This window comes from Rhizobium sp. R635 (assembly GCF_002211285.1).
Lineage (GTDB): Bacteria > Pseudomonadota > Alphaproteobacteria > Rhizobiales > Rhizobiaceae > Rhizobium.
Genome location: NZ_LOKX01000001.1, coordinates 517,217 through 533,990, shown reverse-complemented (window position 1 = coordinate 533,990; position 16,774 = coordinate 517,217). Strand labels below are relative to the sequence as shown.

Below are 16,774 nucleotides of genomic sequence, written 5' to 3'. Positions count from 1 at the left end.
TCTGCGATGTGGTTAAGGAAGATCAATCTTCATCGCTACGATTGAATTTGACCAGCAGCTTTTCGGTGCGGGCATCCTCGACCTTGCGAATCAGCTTCTCGGATTCGGCGTTGTCGCGCAGCGTCTTGGTGATATTCACCGTCGTCTGCACCAGCATCAGGATGCCCATGGCGAGATAGCCCTTGCCCCAGAGATCGAGCGGCATCATGTAAAGACCGAGCGCCAGCATGAAGGCGGCCGAGCCGAAAGAGATGTAGGAGAAGCTGACCCAGCTTGCGGAGTGTTTCTGGAAACTGTCGTTCATTGTCGTAATCCTTGTGTTCGATGAATGGGATTGGCACTGGATAAGGCTCAGGCGGCCGGGCTGACCCGGCTCTTCAGGCGGGCAAGCACGTCATCGGCTGATGTGCGCAGCGGCGGGCCGAAGCCGGCATTGGCAAGCTTCTCGATGATGCCGGCGGGCCTTGTCGCGCCTTCCATGTCCTTCAGCGCTGCTGATGTCAGCTCGTTCTGGCTCTGGCGCAGGCGAAGGCGGGCGAGCGTCTCCTCGGCATCGTCGAGCGTGGCGAAGCCGGGGCCGGCGACCGATACATCGAGCTTCTGCGCCTGCTCGGTGGCGCGGGCCAGCCGCTCGCCGCGCTGCAACTCCTGCAGCCTGGCTTCGGAGGCGCGCACGATCGCCTTCAGCTTGTCGATCGCGCTGACGAAGTGGCTCTGCGCCTTCTCAGACGCATCGCGCTCGGCTTCGAGAAAGGCGATCGCCTCGGCGGCTTCGCGGGCGAGCGGCTCATTGCCCTTGGAAAGCGCTGCGGTGGCGCGGCTTTCGAGATCGGCGATGCGGGCGAGGATCGTCGCGTGCTGGCCCTTCTCCTGCTCGTTCTGGGCGATGGCGACGGCGACGCTGCGGCGCGCCTGCTGGATCGCCTGGGCCGCATCGCGGATCTGCTGGGAAAGCAGCGGCACGGCGTTGCGATCGGCAAAGGCCTGCTCGGCATCATGCGCCCTGCCCCGCACCAAAATGGAAATCAATTTGAACATTTCCTTCCTCCGGTTTATGAACGTTGTTCACGAGATGAGTTATGGCAGAATCATGAACGCTGTTCAAGAATAATTTTGAACGACGTTCAAAAATTCGAAAGGGAATGGTTAATGGCCGGTCGACGGGAAGAAAAACGCGAGGATTTAAAGGCCCGGCTGATCGAGGCGGCGCGCGAGCGCATTGCCCGCGACGGCCTCTCCAGCCTCAGAGCCCGCGACATTACCCAGGATGCCGGCTGCGCGCTCGGCGGCCTTTACACCGTCTTCTCAGACCTCGCCGAACTCGTCATCCACGTCAATTCCGCGACGCTGAAGGCGCTGGAGGCGCGCCTGACACTTGCCGAGGCCAAGGAAAAAAGCCCGACCGATCGGCTCCGCAACCTCGCCCAGGGCTACCTCGCCTTCGCCGTCGAACACCGCAATCTCTGGAAGGCGCTGTTCGAGCACTCCCCCCCGGACACCAGCCCGACGCCGCAATGGCACCTCGACGAACACCTCTTCCTGATGGACGTGATCGCCGAACCGCTCGCCGAACTGCAGCCCGACATGCCGGCGGAGGACAGGGCCATCCGCGCGCGAACGCTGTTCGGCGCGGTGCATGGGGTGGTGAGCATCAGCCTGGAGGGCCGCTTCGTGGGCTTGCCGCTGGAGCGGCTGGCGCGGGAGGTGGATGAGTTGGTGCAGACGATTGCGGTGGGGGCGGAGCAGCGGCGGCAGGGGATGTGAGGCGGTGGTGGGTGGAGTGGCGAGGCGCGGGGCAACCACCACCCTGCGGCCCCACCCCAACTCCCGCGTTGAGCCACCAACCAAAACCTGCTTGACTCTCCCTAACCCACTCACGGTCAACGGAGACACCATGAGCCGCATCTTCATCACCGGTTCCACCGATGGCCTCGGCTTCGCCGCCGCCCGCACCCTCATCCGCGAAGGCCACGAGGTCGTGCTGCACGCCCGCTCCCGCGAGCGCGCCGCCGCCATATCAGGGACCTCCTCCGCCGCCTTCGGCCTCGTCATCGGCGATCTCGCCAGCGCCGAACAAACCCGCTCCATCGCCGAACAGCTCAACGCTATCGGCCGCATGGACGCCGTCATCCACAATGCCGGCATCTACCTCGAGCGCAGCCGCGGCGAAACCCCGGAAGGTCATGCCAAGACGCTCGCCGTCAATACGCTCGCGCCCTATCTCCTCACTGCCTGGATCACGAGGCCCCACCGCCTGATCTATCTCACGAGCGGCATGCACCGCAGCGGCGGCAGCACGCTCGACGATATCGACTGGAAGAAGCGGCCATGGAGCGCCAGCCAGGCCTATTCGGAAAGCAAACTCTACATCGCCACCCTCGCCGCCGCCATCGCCCGCCGCTGGCCCGATGTGCTGAGCAACGCCGTCGACCCCGGCTGGGTGCCGACAAAAATGGGCGGCGCCGGCGCGCCGGATGATCTGGAGATGGGGCATCTCACGCAAACTTGGCTGGCAACGAGCGCTGATGGCGCGGCAAAGGTGAGCGGTGGGTATTGGTATCACCGCCAGCAGCTGGAGGCGGCGGCGGAGGCGAATGATGTTGGGTTTCAGGAGGCGCTGGTAGAGAAGCTGGCGGGGTTGACGGGTGTGCGGTTGTTTGAAGCAGCCGGCAAGGGGTAATACCCGCCGATTATCGAGATCGCCGCACTCCTCCAAGAGACGCTAGATGGACTGTCCCCGGTCATCTATTTGCGTAGGCGCTATTCGAGCCCATTTGAACGGGGAATGTTTCGCGCCCGCAAGGATCACCACACCCTCGACCCTTGCCCCGCATCCGCCGTGAATACAATCGGTGGCGCAGGAGGGAGCGCCCACCGTTGCTCAAGACTCTTGGAAACCGGACGTTCTCGGGTGGCTAAGGGGACACAATGTCCACCTTTGTGTATGCCGATAATCTGACTACGCGGCTTCAGCAATGAGGTCGAGAAGCGGTTCATCATCGGAGCGGTTGCGACCACGTCTGCCCGGTGGATCGAACTTCAGTGGAGGAAGATCGTTCAACGTGGCTTCGATTGTTTCTAGTGACGTATCGCCCACAACTGTCTTGGCACCACCTTTACCAAGCGCGCCTGTAATGCCATCGAGCTTGCTAAGCCAGTTTGCGTTTGCATCCTTGATAGCTTGATCGCGCACGACAAAAGCACGCATGATCTGAGCTGCAATTTCCTCTTGTTCTTTTAGATCCGGCACCGGGATACGAGTCTTCAACACGTCCCCATCAAGGATCGCTGGATAACTAGAACCGGTGCTCCATTTGCGAAATTGTTCGAGTGTACTCGTTAACCTGATTGCGTAGTGAAGGTAATATGGATTGATTCCCGGCTTAGCACGCAACACTGTAAAAGCGGTGGAAGCAATCTGGTTGTGTAGCTCTACAGGTACCACGCTTATAGCACCACGGGTAGGACGGCAGGTCGAAATCAGCACGTCGAAAGCGCGAATGACCTTACGGGCCCGCGAAGGTGCTTCTTCACCAGAAAGGTCTTGGGGATTTATGACCTCCCCGGTTTGCACGTCAATACTAGCGATATCAACGTATTTGAACACATCCTCTGGCGTCGCAGTCGGATCGCGTTTCTCTGTTGCGACAAACGCGACATCCTCAACTTTCTTGATCAGCTTTTTGTGAAACCGCTCAATCTCAACAGGCGGGAGGTGAAAATCGATGTCCCAACGCCCGGCGGCTTTAAAATGGTTTTGCGTGCGAATCAAAGTTTTCAATTCCACCTCACGTTTTGCTTGAATGCTTCGATGGCCGACGGAACTTCCGTACCAGCTTTAGGTTTTCCGGTCGCCTCGTATCCTAAGTTCTCCACCTCACACAGGAATGTTGGCGCATCGGGTTGCATTACCTCGCCAGCTTTGAATTTTTGTAGGATTAGAAGGCACGTTTTCACCATGGCCCCAAATGGCGTAAAAGCTTCCTCGGGGAAGAAGAATATAGCCTTAACGTGTGCAACGTTGCGTAGCCATTCACGAACAAAGGCTGCATTTTTGCCCTTCATCAAATGCTCAGGGAGCACGATCGCAAGTCGTCCTCCTGGCTTCAAAAACTGCAGGCTGCGCTCCAAACCTATAATTTCGAGTGGAAGGGACTTTTTCTTATGGCCAAGATGAAAGCGCCCAATCATCTCCATCACTTCTTGCCGCATTATGCTGCCGAAGGGAGGGTTTGTCAGGACTACGTCGAACACCGCGGGGTTCAAATTCTGCTGCGCCGCATTCTCCTCATTCACTTCGTTGAGTGCGGTAATATCAGGGTAGTTCTCAAAACTCAGTAGAGCATCCTGATTGCGGATGTTGGTATGGCCGTCGTCATGAAGCATCATGTCCGTCATAGCAATACGGACCATTCGATCAGATTTCTCGATGCCATGAAGATGGAAAAATTTGAACTCGTGCAATGCATGTGGCGGCATGATCTCACCTTGCTCCCGCACAACATGCTGCAAAGCCTTTGTAAGAAAATGGCCTGAGCCGCAGAATGGGTCCAGTATCAAGTGGTCGGCTTGGGGGTCAATCACCTCAATTGCTAATTCAACAATTGGATCTGGCGTGAAGTATTGGCCCATTCCCGCACGGATTGCACTACCTAGTATCTTCTGGAACGCTCTCCCTTTTATATCTTCAGAGCTGTCGATCAGTGAAAATTCCTGCAACCGTTCTACAACTCGATATAAAGCAATGTCGCTGAGGCGAACTTGCTGTTTAAATACCCCGCGCGAACGCTCGTAACCGGGAATACGTTTCGAATATATTTCGACATCTGTATTTTTCGCTTCTTCATATAGCGTTCGTATGTTCGACGCTACTTCAGACGCGTTGCTCGCACCAAAAGTCTGGAATTTGAAGGGTGTGCCAACGGCTTGCTTCGTTACTTGCCGTTCATCGAATATTTTTGCGTAGAGAACTTTGCATATTTCGTCCAACGCCTCATCTGCATGGAGACCGTCAACGTCTCGTGCGGTACTATGGCAATCAAATAGTACGCGCTCGTAGTCTTCCGATATAGGGCGCAAACCGGTCGAGCGCTTTTTCCCAACATCGGGAGCTTCGCGCACAAGCTGAACGCGGGATGCCACGTCTGCCCCGTATGACGGGAGATCAACTATGTATTCGAAATCATTGGGATCGATCTTTTTGCGGATCACCTTGGTTCGCATTCCATTGGTTACCAATCCAATAGTTGCGGTATGTGTTGACGCGAGATACGTCTCAAGCTGCCTCTCGGCCTCGACAAATTCATCATCGCTGCCACTTAATCTTTTCGCTTCTACGTACAGAAAGGTCCGGCGATTGATATTTTTGATTGATATATCGGCCTCTTTCTCTGTGGAGCCCATTTTCACAGGCTCTTCAATTATCAGACGTTCGCCGAGCCACTCCTTTGGATATTTGTACACATCGATAATGCGGGCGAGCGCCCATTGCCGGACAAACTCTTCTATCTGCGAGGCTGCTGTCTCGTAGGACCCAGTTGCTTCAAAACTAGCATTTGCACGGCGTTTGGCGTCCATTACGTCGCCATGTGTGGGAAACAACCACTGGTCCGGTGGAATAATGTAAAAGTCGCCAATAAGTGCCACTACGAAATCCTAGATGTATATAGACGCTCGTTTTGTGAGACCATATTCGCGGCCCGCACACAACCCGGCTAGGCTCAGTACTCACCGGCTTGACAGCTGACCATTTAACACAGCTTCCAACGCTGTCTGCACTTTGCCGATTGCGCGGTGTAACGAACTTGGCCCGCTTCCATTGAGACGTGCGACAGCTGCGTCTCGCCGTTGCTTATAAGTTGGGCGCCCGCCAACAGCGTCGCGACGACTTCATCATATTGGGAAGTTTTACCGAGGGGATTCGAGTTCTTTCGTGCAGCCTTTTCCACCATACAGCGCTGTCGATTTGGCACATCCAAACTTTCCGCCGGTGGTGTATACGATCTTCCAGCGCAAGCCTCCGCGATAGCATAAAGGGTATAAGGCGGGTATGGGCAGTTGTCCGCAGAAGTATACTCCAACGGACATCGAAGTCAGCGCCACTAACCAATAGAAGAATCGAAAGAATATTGGCTGGGGCGCCTGGATTCGAACCAGGGATGACGGTACCAAAAACCGTTGCCTTACCGCTTGGCGACGCCCCACCAGAGCCTTGAGCGGCGAACCGCTTGCTCGGATCGCGCCTGATTAGCAAAGCTCTTTGCCCGTCACAATGACTAAGTTTAAGCCTCAGGCAGATTTATGCGCGCGAAGTGGCGGGCGGCGTGCTAGCATGAGGTGTTATTGTCGCCGTCGAGATCATCGCCCCGCATGGAAAGTCCCGCATTCGACCTTGCTTTCGAGCCGGCCTATGGGCGGGCTGTGCCGGTTGTTTCCGGTATCGCGCGGATCACGGCGGAAAATCCCGGGCCGTTTACCTTTTTCGGTACCAACAGCTATCTCGTCGGCTCTTCCTCGCTTGGCGTCATCGATCCCGGGCCGGAGGATGAGGCGCATTTTGCCGCGTTGATGGCTGCGATCGGCGGGCGGGAGGTGACGCATATCTTCCTCAGCCATACCCATCGCGATCACTCGCCGCTTGCCCGCCGGCTGCAGGCGGAAACCGGGGCGGTGACGGTGGGGCAAGGGCCGCACCGGCCGGCGCGGCGGCTGAGGGAGGGCGAGGTCAATCCCTTTGCCGAAAGCTCGGATATGGATTTCGTGCCCGATATCGCGCTCGGCGACGGCGAGACGATTGCGGGCGATGGCTGGGCACTGACATCGGTGCTGACGCCGGGGCATACGGCCAATCATGCCGCCTTCGCGCTCGAAGGCCGCGAGATCCTGTTTTCAGGCGATCATGTCATGGCCTGGTCGACCTCGATCGTCGCGCCGCCGGATGGTTCGATGGCGGATTATATGGCTGCGCTCGACAAGCTGATCGGGCGTGAGGACGGGCTGTTGCTTCCTGGCCATGGCGGGCCGGTCAGGGAGCCGAAGAGCTTCCTGCCGGCGCTGAAGGCGCATCGGCTGGGGCGTGAGCGGGCGGTGCTGGCGCGGATCGCGGCCGGCGATCGCGAGATATCGGAAATGGTGAAGGCGATCTATCGCGATACCGATCCGAAGCTGCATGGGGCGGCCGCGCTTTCCGTGCTCGCCCATATCGAGCATCTCCTGGAGCGCGGCGAGATTACCGCGGATGGGCCGCCTTCCCTTGCCGCCAGCTACCGGCCGGCGACAGGAAAATGATGGGGAAATGAGCATGGTGCGCGCCGATTACAGCTATCGCAACGATCCCGCGGTCCCCGCCTTTGCCGACGACCGGCCGCTCATCGTCTTCGATGGCGAATGCGTGTTCTGCTCCGGCTGGGTGAAGTTCGCACTGAAGCACGACAAGCGGCAGCGATACCGCTTCCTGGCGGCGCAGACGCCACTCGGCGAAGCGCTCTACCGGCATTACGGGCTCGATTCCCGCGATTACGAAACCAATATCCTCATCGAAGGGGGCCGCGCCTTCTTCAAGTCCGACGGCTCGATCCGCATGGTGGCGGGGCTCGGCTTTCCCTATTCGCTGGTCAAGCTGTTCCGGCTGCTGCCGCGGCGCGCGGCCGATGTGCTTTATGAATTCATCGCCCGCAACCGGCTGAAGATTGCCGGCCGCCAAAGCTGCATGGTGCCGACGCCGGAGCAGCGCAGCCGTTTCATCGCATGAGCGGCCAGAGATTTTCCCTGCTGATCATCGGCGGCTACGGCACCTTCGGCGGCCGGCTGGCCCGGCTGCTTGGCGAGGAACCCCGGATCCGGCTCTTGATCGCCGGGCGCTCGCTTGAAAAGGCCGATGATTTCGTCGCCGATCTGCGATCGCCGAAAGGCGGAGCGGGACGGCTGGGCGGCAACGATCTCGGGGCGACGCTGCACGCGGTCGCTTTCGATCGCGACGGTGATCTCGCCGAACAGCTGACGCGGCTCAAGCCCGATCTCGTCGTCGATGCCTCGGGGCCGTTCCAGAGCTTCACTGGGGATGCCTATAAGGTGGTGCAGGCCTGCATCGACCTCGGCATCGATTATGCCGATCTCGCCGACAGCACCGGTTTCGTCGCCGGCATCGGCGGGCTCGATGCGCAGGCGAAGGCAAAGGGCACCTTCGCTCTCTCTGGGCTCAGCAGCCTGCCGGCCCTCTCCTTCGCGGCGCTGCAGGCGATGGCGCCGCATTTCTCCCGCATCGAAAGCGTGGCGGCGGGCATTGCCCCGTCGGCGCATGTGAAGATCGGCCTCAATGTCGTGAGAGCCATCGCGAGCTATGCCGGCAAGCCGGTGGCGGTGCTGCGCGAGGGGCGGCCGGCCGAGGGGCGCGGGCTGATCGATGAGATGCGGGTGACGATCGCGCCGCCTGACGTGGCGCCGCTCGCCAGCCGGACTTTCCTGCTGGTCGATGCGCCGGACCTTGCGCTGCTGCCGCAGCACATTGCCGGCCTGCAATCCACCTTCACCGGCGTCGGCACCGAGCCGCAGGCGCTGCAGCGGCTGCTGAGCTTTGCCGCCCGGCTGGTGAACCTTCGGCTGCTGCCCTCGCTGAAGCCTTTTTCGCGGGCGCTGCAGGTCGCCAGCCATCGCTTCGCCCTCGGCGCCCATCGCGGCGGCATGTTCGTCCGCGCCGGCGGGCTCGATCGCGAGGGGCGGCGGCTGACCGCCGGCTGGCATCTGATTGCCGAAGGCGATGACGGTCCGTTCATTCCGGTCATCGGCGTGGAGGCGCTGGTGCGCCGGTTGCTCGAAGGCCAGCGGCCGCAGAGTGGCGCGCGGCCGGCGGCGGGGGAATTGCGGCTTGCGGATTTCGAAGCGGCCTTCCGGCGTTTTTCGATCACATCAGGCATCCGGCTGGACCGCGAGGAAGGGGCCCAGCCGCTCTATCGGCGAGTCCTCGGCAGCGCCTGGGAGCGCCTGCCGCCGGCCCTTGCCGCGATCCACGGGGGCGGCACCCGCCTCGCCTCCGGCCGGGCGCGGATCGAGCGCGGCGGCGGGCTGCTTGCCCGGCTGATCGCTCTCACCATCGGCTTTCCCCCAGCCGGAGAGGATGTGCCGGTCACGGTGCACTTCGCCACCGATGGCGACCGGGAGGTCTGGACGCGTACCTTCGGGAACAGAAGCTTCCAAAGCTGGCAGGCCGAGGGCACCGGCCGCGACCGCCGCCTGCTCGCCGAGGTCTTCGGCCCGTTCCGGGTGCTGCTGGCGCTGGTGCCGGAGGGGCAGAAGCTGCGGCTCGTGGTGCGCGGCTGGCGGTTTTGCGGCATTCCCCTGCCGTTGTTCCTGGCGCCGGGCGGCGATACCTATGAGGAGGAGCGCGACGGGCGGTTCCATTTCCATGTGGAGATCGGCGGGCGGCTGACAGGGCTGGTGGTGCGGTATACGGGGTGGTTGGTGGTGGAGTGAAGGGGTGGCGTTTGCCCGCTTTGCCTTGGAGCCCTCCACTGATAATTGTTGACGGGCATTCACCTCTCCTCCCTCATTCCTGTGCCTGTCACAGGAATCCAGCCACCGCGCGTCGGCGCGGTGAATGATTCTTACCAAGCAAGGTGTCTCCCGCGCCCAGGGACCTGGGCGCACTGGATTCCTGTGACGAGCACAGGAATGACGGAGGTTGGGGTGGAAGCCTCGCCGGACCGTCGGGTTTGCGGCGGCGTAAGAGTTTGAGTCTGCCGCGCCCTATCCCGGCCCTTCGCTTTGGGCTCAGGGCGTTCGCCGCTGCAATCGATTCGCCGGATCGATTGCTGCCGCCTTTGGCGGCACCGCGGCTCACCCACCCGCAATCCCAAGCAATTCGGCGTCCAGCGCCTTCAGATAATCGCCGGCGATTGCGGCGCTGAAGCCGAGGTCATGTTGGCCGTAGCGGGAGGCGACGCGGATGTCGACGAAGGTGGTTTCGGCCTCTTCGCGGAGCCGAATGAGGATATCGAAGCGCAGGCCGAGGATCAGCGTGCGGTTGGTCGCCTGCAGCGTCACGCCGTTGGCGCCGCGGATCAGCTTGGCGACATCGTCGTCATAGGGACGCGGCGTCGGCACGGGGACGATGCCGGGCGCGTCGGCCACAGCGTCCTCGTCGCCGCCGGGCGCAGGCTTTGCCGGCCTGTCCTCGGGGTCGCGGTCCGGCTCGGTCGTGCCGCTGCTCCTGACGATCACAAAGCCGCTCTGCTTGGCGACCTTGCGCACCGCTTCCAGCACGCGGTCGAGCGCGCCCTCATAGCGCCGGCCGGTCAACTCGGGATAGGCGGCCATCTGCTTTTCGCGATCCTCCGGCGTCACTTCAGGATTGCGCTTCAGCCAGATCTGATCGGATTTCGGGGGCGACAACCAGTCCGGGGCGGAGACGGGATCGGTGGAGACGTCGTAGATATCAGGCAGGCTGAGATAACGCTCGGCGGCCATCGCGCCGATCGAGAGCGGAAAAGCGGCATAGATCAGCGCCGCCAGCGCGGCGAGCCCGCCTTCGGCGCCTGATACCCAGAGGCTGCGCAAGCCGAGCGCGGCGAGCATTGCGGCAAGCAGCGCGCAGCCGGCGGCGGCGATCAGCAGCAGCACAAGATAAGGAGTGGCCAGCCCGCCGAAGCGATGGGCGATCAGCACCGCCAGCGCCAGAACCAGCGAAAATGCCCCGAGCAGCCGCGAAAAGCGGGCGGCGCTGGAAACGGGACGGTCGAAACGGATGGCCATCAAACTTACCGGTTGCTCGTGAGCGCCGCGCCATGGACCACGCAAATCGCCACACCCCTGTTTAGAGCATGATGCCGAAAAGTGTGAAGCGGTTTTCGGACGACATCATGCTCTATTTCTTTGATTTAGATCCGGATTCAGATTTTAGGCCGGCCCGGCCTAAAATCATCCGGATCTGGGGCAAGATTCGGCTGAATTGAAACTGTTGTCGCAAGCATATCCGCTGGAATCTACGGTGGAGGTGGAGCGCCACTACATAAGCCCTTGCTGATATGTCAAAAAAAGGCCATTCTGCCGCGGTTTTATCTCCAAAGTCGTGGACAGGAGAGACGGGATGATTTCACCCGAGATGGCAGCAAGACCGCAGGCGTCTGCGCTTGGCGGGATCGATCATACCGAGCCGATGCTGCCGATGGAGCTGCTCGAGCTCGAACTTTCACTCGAAGGTTATGCCGGCGGCGATGCCGGCTTCTGCGAGGCGGTGCGCCAGGCGGCCGGCCGTTCCGGCGGCGAGCTGCTGTTCGATCTGCCGGCCGGCGGGCTGATCGAGGATTGCCGCCGCATCGCCGTGCTGCGCATTCCCGATGACGGCAACGAGATGCGCGTCGTGCTGGCGTTGCTCGATCACAACGGCACCGAAATCCGCATGCAGGCGCCCGATGAGGAGACAGCCCATCTCATGCGCTTCGCCGATGCCTTCATCGAAGTGCTGGAGCGGATCTGAGTGTGGTCCTGAGTTTCAGCCCCGTTCCGCCGCGGCTTCCGACAGGCTGCGGAAGGGAAACTTGCGCCCGCACTCGCATTTGATCATGAAGCTTTCCTGGTGATTGGACGGGCGCTGCACGCCAAAACCGCGCGGCAGCTGATCGACCTTGAAATCCGGGTGCTTGCGCTTGGGATCGTCGATCTCCGAGGCTTCGGCAAAGCCTGCATTGCCACATTGCGGGCAGTTCAGTTTCTTCGAAAATCGATCGCGGATGGCCATGCTCGTTCCAATGTTTGAAGTCCCCTCATACAGAGGAATGCCCCTTGTGCATAGGAAGGTGGGCGGCGAAAGTGGAACCATCAGCCGGGCGTGCCGTTCCTTTTCTTGAAAAGGAGGCGATCATGCCCAACAGAGATCCGATACCGAATGCCGACACCCCGCGCGGGCCGACGCCGTCGCCCGGCATTCCCGACCGCATCCAGGAAAAACCGCCGCTGACGCCGGCGCAGGACCCGGCCGATACCAAGAACCCGCAAGACCCGCCACTCGATCCAGCGCTGCTGCCGATTGGTGATCCGGCTGGGGCGGCTTGAGCCCTTCTCCCCACCTCACTTTTTGAGGTTAAGCTCGGCGCCAGCGGCCCCCTCATCCGCCCTACGGGCACCTTCTCCCCGCTGGGGAGAAGAGGGAATCGAGAGGTCGCGGCATAACCCCTTCTCCCCAGCGGGGAGAGCGACTGTCTTGTTTGTCAAGCGTTTTGCCATGGTCGTCCGTCCCTTATCATGGCGTTGAGGATGGTGAGCAATTTTCGCATGGTTGCGACGGTTGCGACGATCTTTGGCTTGCCGGCCGCGACCAGGCGGTCGCGGAAGGCTTTGAGAGCAGGGTTGTAGCGGGCGGCGGCGAGGGCGGCCATGAACAGGACGGCCCGCACCTTGCCCCTGCCGCCGCCGATGAAGCTCTTGCCCTTCCATTTCCCCGACTGCCGCGTCCATGGAGCAAGACCAGCCAGCGAGGCGATCTGGCGGCGGTCGAGGCTGCCGAGCTCCGGCAACTCGGCCAGCAGCGTGCGCGCCGTCGTCGCTCCGACGCCCGGCACCGAGGTCAGCAGCTCCTCGCGCACCCGCCAGACCGGCGACTTACGGATATGGCTGTCGAGATCGGCATCGAGGCTTTCGAGCTCGCGGCGCAGGGCGACGAGCAGGCGCTTGATGCTCTTCTGCGCCTGCTTGGCCAACGCCATGCGCAACCGGTTCTCCTCGGCAACGGTCATCTGCACGATCTGGCGCCGACGGGCCACGAGCTCCGACAGCGCTTGCGTCTCGGCATCGCGCAACGGCCGGATCTCGGGCTTCGTCGCCAGAACGAAGGCGGCGATGACGGCGGCATCGATCGGATCGGTCTTGGCCCTGCGGCCGATCGCATGCGCATAGGCGCGCACTTGTGCCGGATTGACGACGAGGACCGTCAATCCCGCCGCCCATAGCCCTGCCACCGCCAGCATTTCGTAGCCGCCGGTCGCCTCCAGCCCAATCGCATCGACACCGATGGCTTTGAGCCGCGCGACCAGCTCCTCGATGCCGGCATGGTCGTTGCTGACGGCAAAGACCTCCCCTTGCGGCAGCACCGCAACATCCAGGCGCTCTTTCGAAACGTCGATCCCTACGACAATCTCCATCTGATCCCATCCTTGCCTAATCGGGCTTTGCCTTCGCAAGCGGCCCCGGCGACTGTTCGGGTTCAATGGAACAGCGGATGGAGACCCACGCTCTCCCACGGGCTCGGACGCCCAAAGATGCATCGGTCTTCCATCCGCCACCGCAATAGGCATTACAGCGCCAACAGCGGATAAAGGGAAGTTACAAAGGTGGCCCGAAGGGTCGGATGAGGGGGCCGCACGGCACAACAGTCGCGTCATCAACCTTATCTCACCCATCGCTTGACGCCCTCGCCCGAATGGCATTTCCTCAGGGAAAAGCAAGGACCAACCCAATGCGCATCCCCCTTCTCATCACCCTCCTCGCCGTGACGGCCGGCCTCGCCGCCTGCCAGACGATGACGCCGGAGGAGCGGCGGGCGGCGGATGAGCGGCAGTGTCTGAGTTATGGCTTCCGCCGCGGCACGGATAGTTTTGCCACCTGCCTGCAGCGCATCGATCTCGACCGGCGGGCGGAATCACGGGCTCAGAGTGCCGAGCTGATGCAGAGCATGGCCTGGGATCTGAACGGGCCTTATATCTACCGTGATCGCTGGCGGCATCATCATTGACGGGCCGAGCGCCCGCCGTCTCTCACTTGCTTTCCGAGATCACCGCCTGCGCCGCCGCCAATCTTGCGATCGGCACGCGGAAGGGCGAGCAGGAGACGTAGTCCAGCCCGATCGTTTCGCAGAAGCGGATCGAGGCCGGATCGCCGCCATGTTCGCCGCAGATGCCGAGCTTCATGTCGTTGCGGGTGCGCCTGCCGCGTTCGGCGGCGATGCTGATCAATTCGCCGACACCGTCGAAATCGAGCGAGATGAAGGGATCGTGCTCGATGATGCCCTTGCGCTGATAGGTGGGGATGAAGGCGGAGGCGTCGTCGCGCGAGATGCCGAATGTCGTCTGCGTCAGGTCGTTGGTGCCGAAGGAGAAGAATTCGGCGGCCTCGGCGATGATATGGGCGCGGAGTGCTGCGCGCGGCAGCTCGATCATAGTGCCGACGAGATAATCGATCTTCATGCCGGCCTCGCGCATGACATCGCCGGCGACGGCATCGATGCGCGCCTTGACGTAATCGAGCTCGGAGCGCAGGCCGACGAGCGGCACCATGATCTCCGGCACGACGGCCGCCCCAGTCTCGTGCGCGGCAGCCACCGCCGCCTCGAAAATGGCGCGGGCCTGCATCTCGACGATCTCGGGATAGGAGATCGCCAGCCGGCAGCCGCGATGGCCGAGCATCGGGTTGAACTCGTGCAGCGCATCGACACGCTGGCGCAGCGCCAAGGCCTCCATGCCCATGGCGAAGGCGACCTCGGCCACCTCGTCGTCGGTCTTCGGCAGGAATTCGTGCAGCGGCGGATCGAGCAGGCGGATCGTCACCGGCAGGCCGTGCATGACGGTGAAGAGGCCGGTGAAATCGGAGCGCTGCATCGGCAAGAGCTTGTCGAGCGCAAGCCGCCTTCCCTTCTCGTCCTCGGCAAGGATCATCTCGCGCATGACATGGATGCGCTCGCCCTCGAAGAACATGTGCTCGGTGCGGCAAAGGCCGATGCCCTCGGCGCCAAAGGAGCGGGCGGCGCGCGCATCGGCCGGCGTATCGGCATTGGTGCGCACGGTCATGCGCCGGGCGCGGTCGGCCCAGCCCATGATGCGGCCGAAATCGCCTGACAGTTCCGGCTGGATCATCGGCACCTCACCCTTCAGCACCTGGCCGGCCGAGCCATCGATGGTGATGACATCGCCCTTTTTCAGCGTCACGCCGATGCCGAGCAGCCGCTCGTTGCGCTGATCGATGCGCATGGTGCCGGCGCCGACGACGCAGGGGATGCCCATGCCGCGGGCGACGACCGCGGCATGGCTGGTCATGCCGCCGCGCGTCGTCAGGATGCCTTCGGCGGCATGCATGCCGTGAATATCCTCGGGGCTGGTCTCGACCCTGAGCAGAATGACCTTGCGGCCCTCGGCTTCCGCCTCCACCGCCTCTTCGGCGGTGAAGACGATAGCGCCGGTCGCGGCACCCGGCGAAGCCGGCAGCCCGGTGCCGATCACCTGGCGGTTGACGCGCGGATCGATCGTCGGATGCAGGAGCTGGTCGAGGCTCGAAGGCTCGATGCGCAGCACCGCCTCCTCCTCGGTGATCACTTTCTCATCGACCATATCGACGGCGATCTTCATCGCCGCGCGGGTCGAGCGCTTGCCAGCGCGGGTCTGCAGCATCCACAGCCTGCCGCGCTCGATGGTGAATTCGATATCCTGCATGTCGCGGTAATGGATCTCGAGTTCGGTGCAGATGCGGCCAAGTTCGCGGAACGCCTCCGGCATCAGCTTTTCCATCGAGGGCTTGTCGGAGCCGGACGACAGCCGCCCCTCCTCGGTGATGCTGTGCGGCGTGCGGATGCCAGCCACGACATCCTCACCCTGGGCATTGACGAGGAATTCGCCGTAAAGCGCCCTCTCCCCGGTCGATGGATTGCGGGTGAAGGCCACGCCTGTGGCCGAAGCATTGCCGAGATTGCCAAAGACCATCGCCTGGATATTGACGGCCGTGCCCCAGCCTTCCGGAATATTGTGCAGGTGGCGGTAGGTGACGGCGCGCGCGCTCATCCAGCTGGAAAAGACGGCGCCGACGGCGCCCCAGAGCTGGACCTCGGGATCCTGCGGGAATTCCTGCTCCAGTTCCTCCTCGATCAGCCTCTTGTAGAGCGAAACGATATGCTGCCATTCGGAGGCGCTGAGTTCGGTATCGAATTCGTAGCCGAGCTTGGCCTTCTCGTCTTCCAAGATCTCCTCGAAGGCGTCGTTGCCGAGGCCCATGACGACATCGGCATACATCTGGATGAAGCGACGATAGCTGTCCCAAGCGAAGCGGGCGTCGCCGGCATCGTGGCCGAGCGCCTGCACCGTCTCGTCATTGAGGCCGAGATTGAGCACGGTGTCCATCATGCCGGGCATCGAAACGCGAGCGCCGGAGCGCACCGAAAGCAAGAGCGGTTGGCTGGTGGAGCCGAAATGGCGGCCGGTGATCGCCTCGATGCCCGATATGCCGGCACGCACCTGCTGCTTCAGGCCGTCATCGATATGCCGGCCATTCTTGTAGTAGGTGTGACAGGCATCGCTGACGATCGTCAGTCCTGGCGGCACCGGAAGCCCGAGGCTGCACATCTCCGCGAGATTGGCGCCCTTGCCGCCCAGAATCTCCTGGTCGCGCGCCCGGCCCTCAGCCTGCCCGTCGCCGAACGTATAGACCCACTTGGTCATCTTCCCCCCAACACCAAACCGGGGTTAACTTAATCCCTTGGTGTTGAAATGAAAATCGACAAATGCGGCAAAATGTTGCGACGCACAATAAATGTGGGTGCAGCGAACGGTCGAAACGATTGAAACATCGCAAGGCATAAAAAAAGCTTTGCGGGACTGCAACATGTCCCGCAAAGCCTTGTTTCCGTCCGGCCAGGAAAACCGGACGGGGGGTCCCTCAACCCATAAGCGGTTCATGGAAACCGCTCTGACCTTATCTTTCGGTTTTCGGCCTTGCCCTCGCCCTGAAAACCGCATGCAAATTCGACAGTGCGCAACGTTTGATTGCCTGCTTTCCAGCAAAGTAATTAGGTTGCGTTGAAACA

The 16,774-nt window shown here is 61.7% G+C and carries 16 protein-coding genes, 1 tRNA gene and 1 pseudogene; 9 read left to right on the top strand and 9 right to left on the bottom strand.

Annotated elements, in window-relative coordinates; all coding sequences use genetic code 11:
• Nucleotides 1-22: 22 nt before the first annotated feature.
• Entirely contained in the window at nt 23-304 is a 282-nt protein-coding gene (locus tag ATY78_RS02535) for a YiaA/YiaB family inner membrane protein (RefSeq protein ID WP_003569708.1), read from the bottom strand.
• Between the two features lie 47 nt (nt 305-351).
• A complete protein-coding gene (locus ATY78_RS02530; protein ID WP_088680749.1) occupies nt 352-1,038 on the bottom strand; it encodes a PspA/IM30 family protein in 687 nt (228 codons plus the stop codon).
• A gap of 111 nt (nt 1,039-1,149) precedes the next feature.
• Here ATY78_RS02530 and ATY78_RS02525 point away from each other — a divergent pair, with 111 nt between their 5' ends.
• Both ATY78_RS02525 and ATY78_RS02520 read left to right on the top strand, forming a co-directional pair.
• Nucleotides 1,150-1,764 (top strand): TetR-like C-terminal domain-containing protein, encoded by a 615-nt coding sequence (locus tag ATY78_RS02525; RefSeq protein WP_088680748.1) that lies wholly within the window; start codon nt 1,150-1,152, stop codon nt 1,762-1,764.
• 130 nt (nt 1,765-1,894) lie between these two features.
• The gene (locus tag ATY78_RS02520) at nt 1,895-2,680 is read left to right on the top strand and encodes an SDR family NAD(P)-dependent oxidoreductase (protein WP_088680747.1); all 786 of its coding nucleotides are present in this window, start codon (nt 1,895-1,897) and stop codon (nt 2,678-2,680) included.
• A gap of 279 nt (nt 2,681-2,959) precedes the next feature.
• Here ATY78_RS02520 and ATY78_RS02515 read toward each other — a convergent pair whose 3' ends face one another.
• The 3 genes from ATY78_RS02515 to ATY78_RS02500 all read right to left on the bottom strand — a co-directional run bounded on the left by ATY78_RS02515 (nt 2,960) and on the right by ATY78_RS02500 (nt 6,203).
• Nucleotides 2,960-3,781 (bottom strand): restriction endonuclease subunit S, encoded by an 822-nt coding sequence (locus ATY78_RS02515; RefSeq protein ID WP_190237368.1) that lies wholly within the window; start codon nt 3,779-3,781, stop codon nt 2,960-2,962.
• A complete protein-coding gene (locus tag ATY78_RS02510; RefSeq protein ID WP_088680745.1) occupies nt 3,778-5,646 on the bottom strand; it encodes an N-6 DNA methylase in 1,869 nt (622 codons plus the stop codon). Before ATY78_RS02510 ends, ATY78_RS02515 begins: the two co-directional genes overlap by 4 nt.
• A gap of 483 nt (nt 5,647-6,129) precedes the next feature.
• A tRNA-Gln gene (locus ATY78_RS02500) sits at nt 6,130-6,203 on the bottom strand.
• A gap of 166 nt (nt 6,204-6,369) precedes the next feature.
• Between ATY78_RS02500 and ATY78_RS02495 the strand changes: the two genes are divergently transcribed.
• The 4 genes and pseudogenes from ATY78_RS02495 to ATY78_RS28765 form a co-directional block, all read left to right on the top strand.
• A complete protein-coding gene (locus ATY78_RS02495) occupies nt 6,370-7,287 on the top strand; it encodes an MBL fold metallo-hydrolase (protein ID WP_088680743.1) in 918 nt (305 codons plus the stop codon).
• Nucleotides 7,288-7,300: 13 nt separating this feature from the next.
• Nucleotides 7,301-7,750 carry a DCC1-like thiol-disulfide oxidoreductase family protein gene (locus ATY78_RS02490; RefSeq protein WP_088680844.1) on the top strand — a complete coding sequence of 150 codons (450 nt, stop codon included), beginning with the start codon at nt 7,301-7,303 and terminating at the stop codon, nt 7,748-7,750.
• The gene (locus ATY78_RS02485; RefSeq protein WP_088680742.1) at nt 7,747-9,468 is read left to right on the top strand and encodes a DUF4166 domain-containing protein; all 1,722 of its coding nucleotides are present in this window, start codon (nt 7,747-7,749) and stop codon (nt 9,466-9,468) included. Before ATY78_RS02490 ends, ATY78_RS02485 begins: the two co-directional genes overlap by 4 nt.
• Nucleotides 9,469-9,537: 69 nt before the next feature.
• A pseudogene (locus ATY78_RS28765) lies at nt 9,538-9,683 on the top strand (tRNA lysidine(34) synthetase TilS); the annotation flags it as partial.
• Between the two features lie 148 nt (nt 9,684-9,831).
• Here the strand turns inward: ATY78_RS28765 and ATY78_RS02480 are convergent.
• On the bottom strand, nt 9,832-10,746 hold the full coding sequence (locus ATY78_RS02480; protein ID WP_088680741.1) for a DUF1499 domain-containing protein: 915 nt from the start codon (nt 10,744-10,746) through the stop codon (nt 9,832-9,834).
• Between the two features lie 334 nt (nt 10,747-11,080).
• Between ATY78_RS02480 and ATY78_RS02475 the strand changes: the two genes are divergently transcribed.
• Entirely contained in the window at nt 11,081-11,470 is a 390-nt protein-coding gene (locus ATY78_RS02475) for a hypothetical protein (RefSeq protein ID WP_088680740.1), read from the top strand.
• A 15-nt stretch (nt 11,471-11,485) separates the two neighbouring features.
• On the opposite strand, the gene ATY78_RS02470 is transcribed toward ATY78_RS02475, so the two are convergent.
• Nucleotides 11,486-11,731 carry a hypothetical protein gene (locus tag ATY78_RS02470; RefSeq protein ID WP_088680739.1) on the bottom strand — a complete coding sequence of 82 codons (246 nt, stop codon included), beginning with the start codon at nt 11,729-11,731 and terminating at the stop codon, nt 11,486-11,488.
• Nucleotides 11,732-11,853: 122 nt separating this feature from the next.
• Between ATY78_RS02470 and ATY78_RS02465 the strand changes: the two genes are divergently transcribed.
• Entirely contained in the window at nt 11,854-12,045 is a 192-nt protein-coding gene (locus tag ATY78_RS02465) for a hypothetical protein (protein WP_088680738.1), read from the top strand.
• 155 nt (nt 12,046-12,200) lie between these two features.
• Here the strand turns inward: ATY78_RS02465 and ATY78_RS02460 are convergent, their stop codons facing one another.
• Nucleotides 12,201-13,130, bottom strand: coding sequence for an IS110 family transposase (locus tag ATY78_RS02460; RefSeq protein ID WP_088680616.1), 930 nt, complete (start codon nt 13,128-13,130; stop codon nt 12,201-12,203).
• 314 nt (nt 13,131-13,444) lie between these two features.
• On the opposite strand from ATY78_RS02460, the gene ATY78_RS02455 reads away from it, so the two are divergent.
• On the top strand, nt 13,445-13,720 hold the full coding sequence (locus ATY78_RS02455) for a hypothetical protein (RefSeq protein WP_088680737.1): 276 nt from the start codon (nt 13,445-13,447) through the stop codon (nt 13,718-13,720).
• A 22-nt stretch (nt 13,721-13,742) separates the two neighbouring features.
• Here the strand turns inward: ATY78_RS02455 and ppdK are convergent, their stop codons facing one another.
• The gene (gene ppdK / locus ATY78_RS02450) at nt 13,743-16,409 is read right to left on the bottom strand and encodes a pyruvate, phosphate dikinase (RefSeq protein ID WP_088680736.1); all 2,667 of its coding nucleotides are present in this window, start codon (nt 16,407-16,409) and stop codon (nt 13,743-13,745) included.
• Between the last annotated feature and the right edge of the window lie 365 nt (nt 16,410-16,774).

Excerpts from the sequence above, each read along its gene's own strand:
- ATY78_RS02465 (WP_088680738.1), top strand. The coding sequence starts at position 11,854 with ATGCCCAACAGAGATCCGATACCGAATGCCGACACCCCGCGCGGGCCG.
- ATY78_RS02535 (WP_003569708.1), bottom strand. The coding sequence starts at position 304 with ATGAACGACAGTTTCCAGAAACACTCCGCAAGCTGGGTCAGCTTCTCC.
- ATY78_RS02530 (WP_088680749.1), bottom strand. The coding sequence starts at position 1,038 with ATGTTCAAATTGATTTCCATTTTGGTGCGGGGCAGGGCGCATGATGCC.
- ATY78_RS02475 (WP_088680740.1), top strand. The coding sequence starts at position 11,081 with ATGATTTCACCCGAGATGGCAGCAAGACCGCAGGCGTCTGCGCTTGGC.
- ATY78_RS02490 (WP_088680844.1), top strand. The coding sequence starts at position 7,301 with ATGGTGCGCGCCGATTACAGCTATCGCAACGATCCCGCGGTCCCCGCC.
- ATY78_RS02495 (WP_088680743.1), top strand. The coding sequence starts at position 6,370 with ATGGAAAGTCCCGCATTCGACCTTGCTTTCGAGCCGGCCTATGGGCGG.
- ATY78_RS02525 (WP_088680748.1), top strand. The coding sequence starts at position 1,150 with ATGGCCGGTCGACGGGAAGAAAAACGCGAGGATTTAAAGGCCCGGCTG.
- ATY78_RS02455 (WP_088680737.1), top strand. The coding sequence starts at position 13,445 with ATGCGCATCCCCCTTCTCATCACCCTCCTCGCCGTGACGGCCGGCCTC.
- ATY78_RS02485 (WP_088680742.1), top strand. The coding sequence starts at position 7,747 with ATGAGCGGCCAGAGATTTTCCCTGCTGATCATCGGCGGCTACGGCACC.
- ATY78_RS02460 (WP_088680616.1), bottom strand. The coding sequence starts at position 13,130 with ATGGAGATTGTCGTAGGGATCGACGTTTCGAAAGAGCGCCTGGATGTT.
- ATY78_RS02480 (WP_088680741.1), bottom strand. The coding sequence starts at position 10,746 with ATGGCCATCCGTTTCGACCGTCCCGTTTCCAGCGCCGCCCGCTTTTCG.
- ATY78_RS02520 (WP_088680747.1), top strand. The coding sequence starts at position 1,895 with ATGAGCCGCATCTTCATCACCGGTTCCACCGATGGCCTCGGCTTCGCC.
- ppdK (WP_088680736.1), bottom strand. The coding sequence starts at position 16,409 with ATGACCAAGTGGGTCTATACGTTCGGCGACGGGCAGGCTGAGGGCCGG.
- ATY78_RS02470 (WP_088680739.1), bottom strand. The coding sequence starts at position 11,731 with ATGGCCATCCGCGATCGATTTTCGAAGAAACTGAACTGCCCGCAATGT.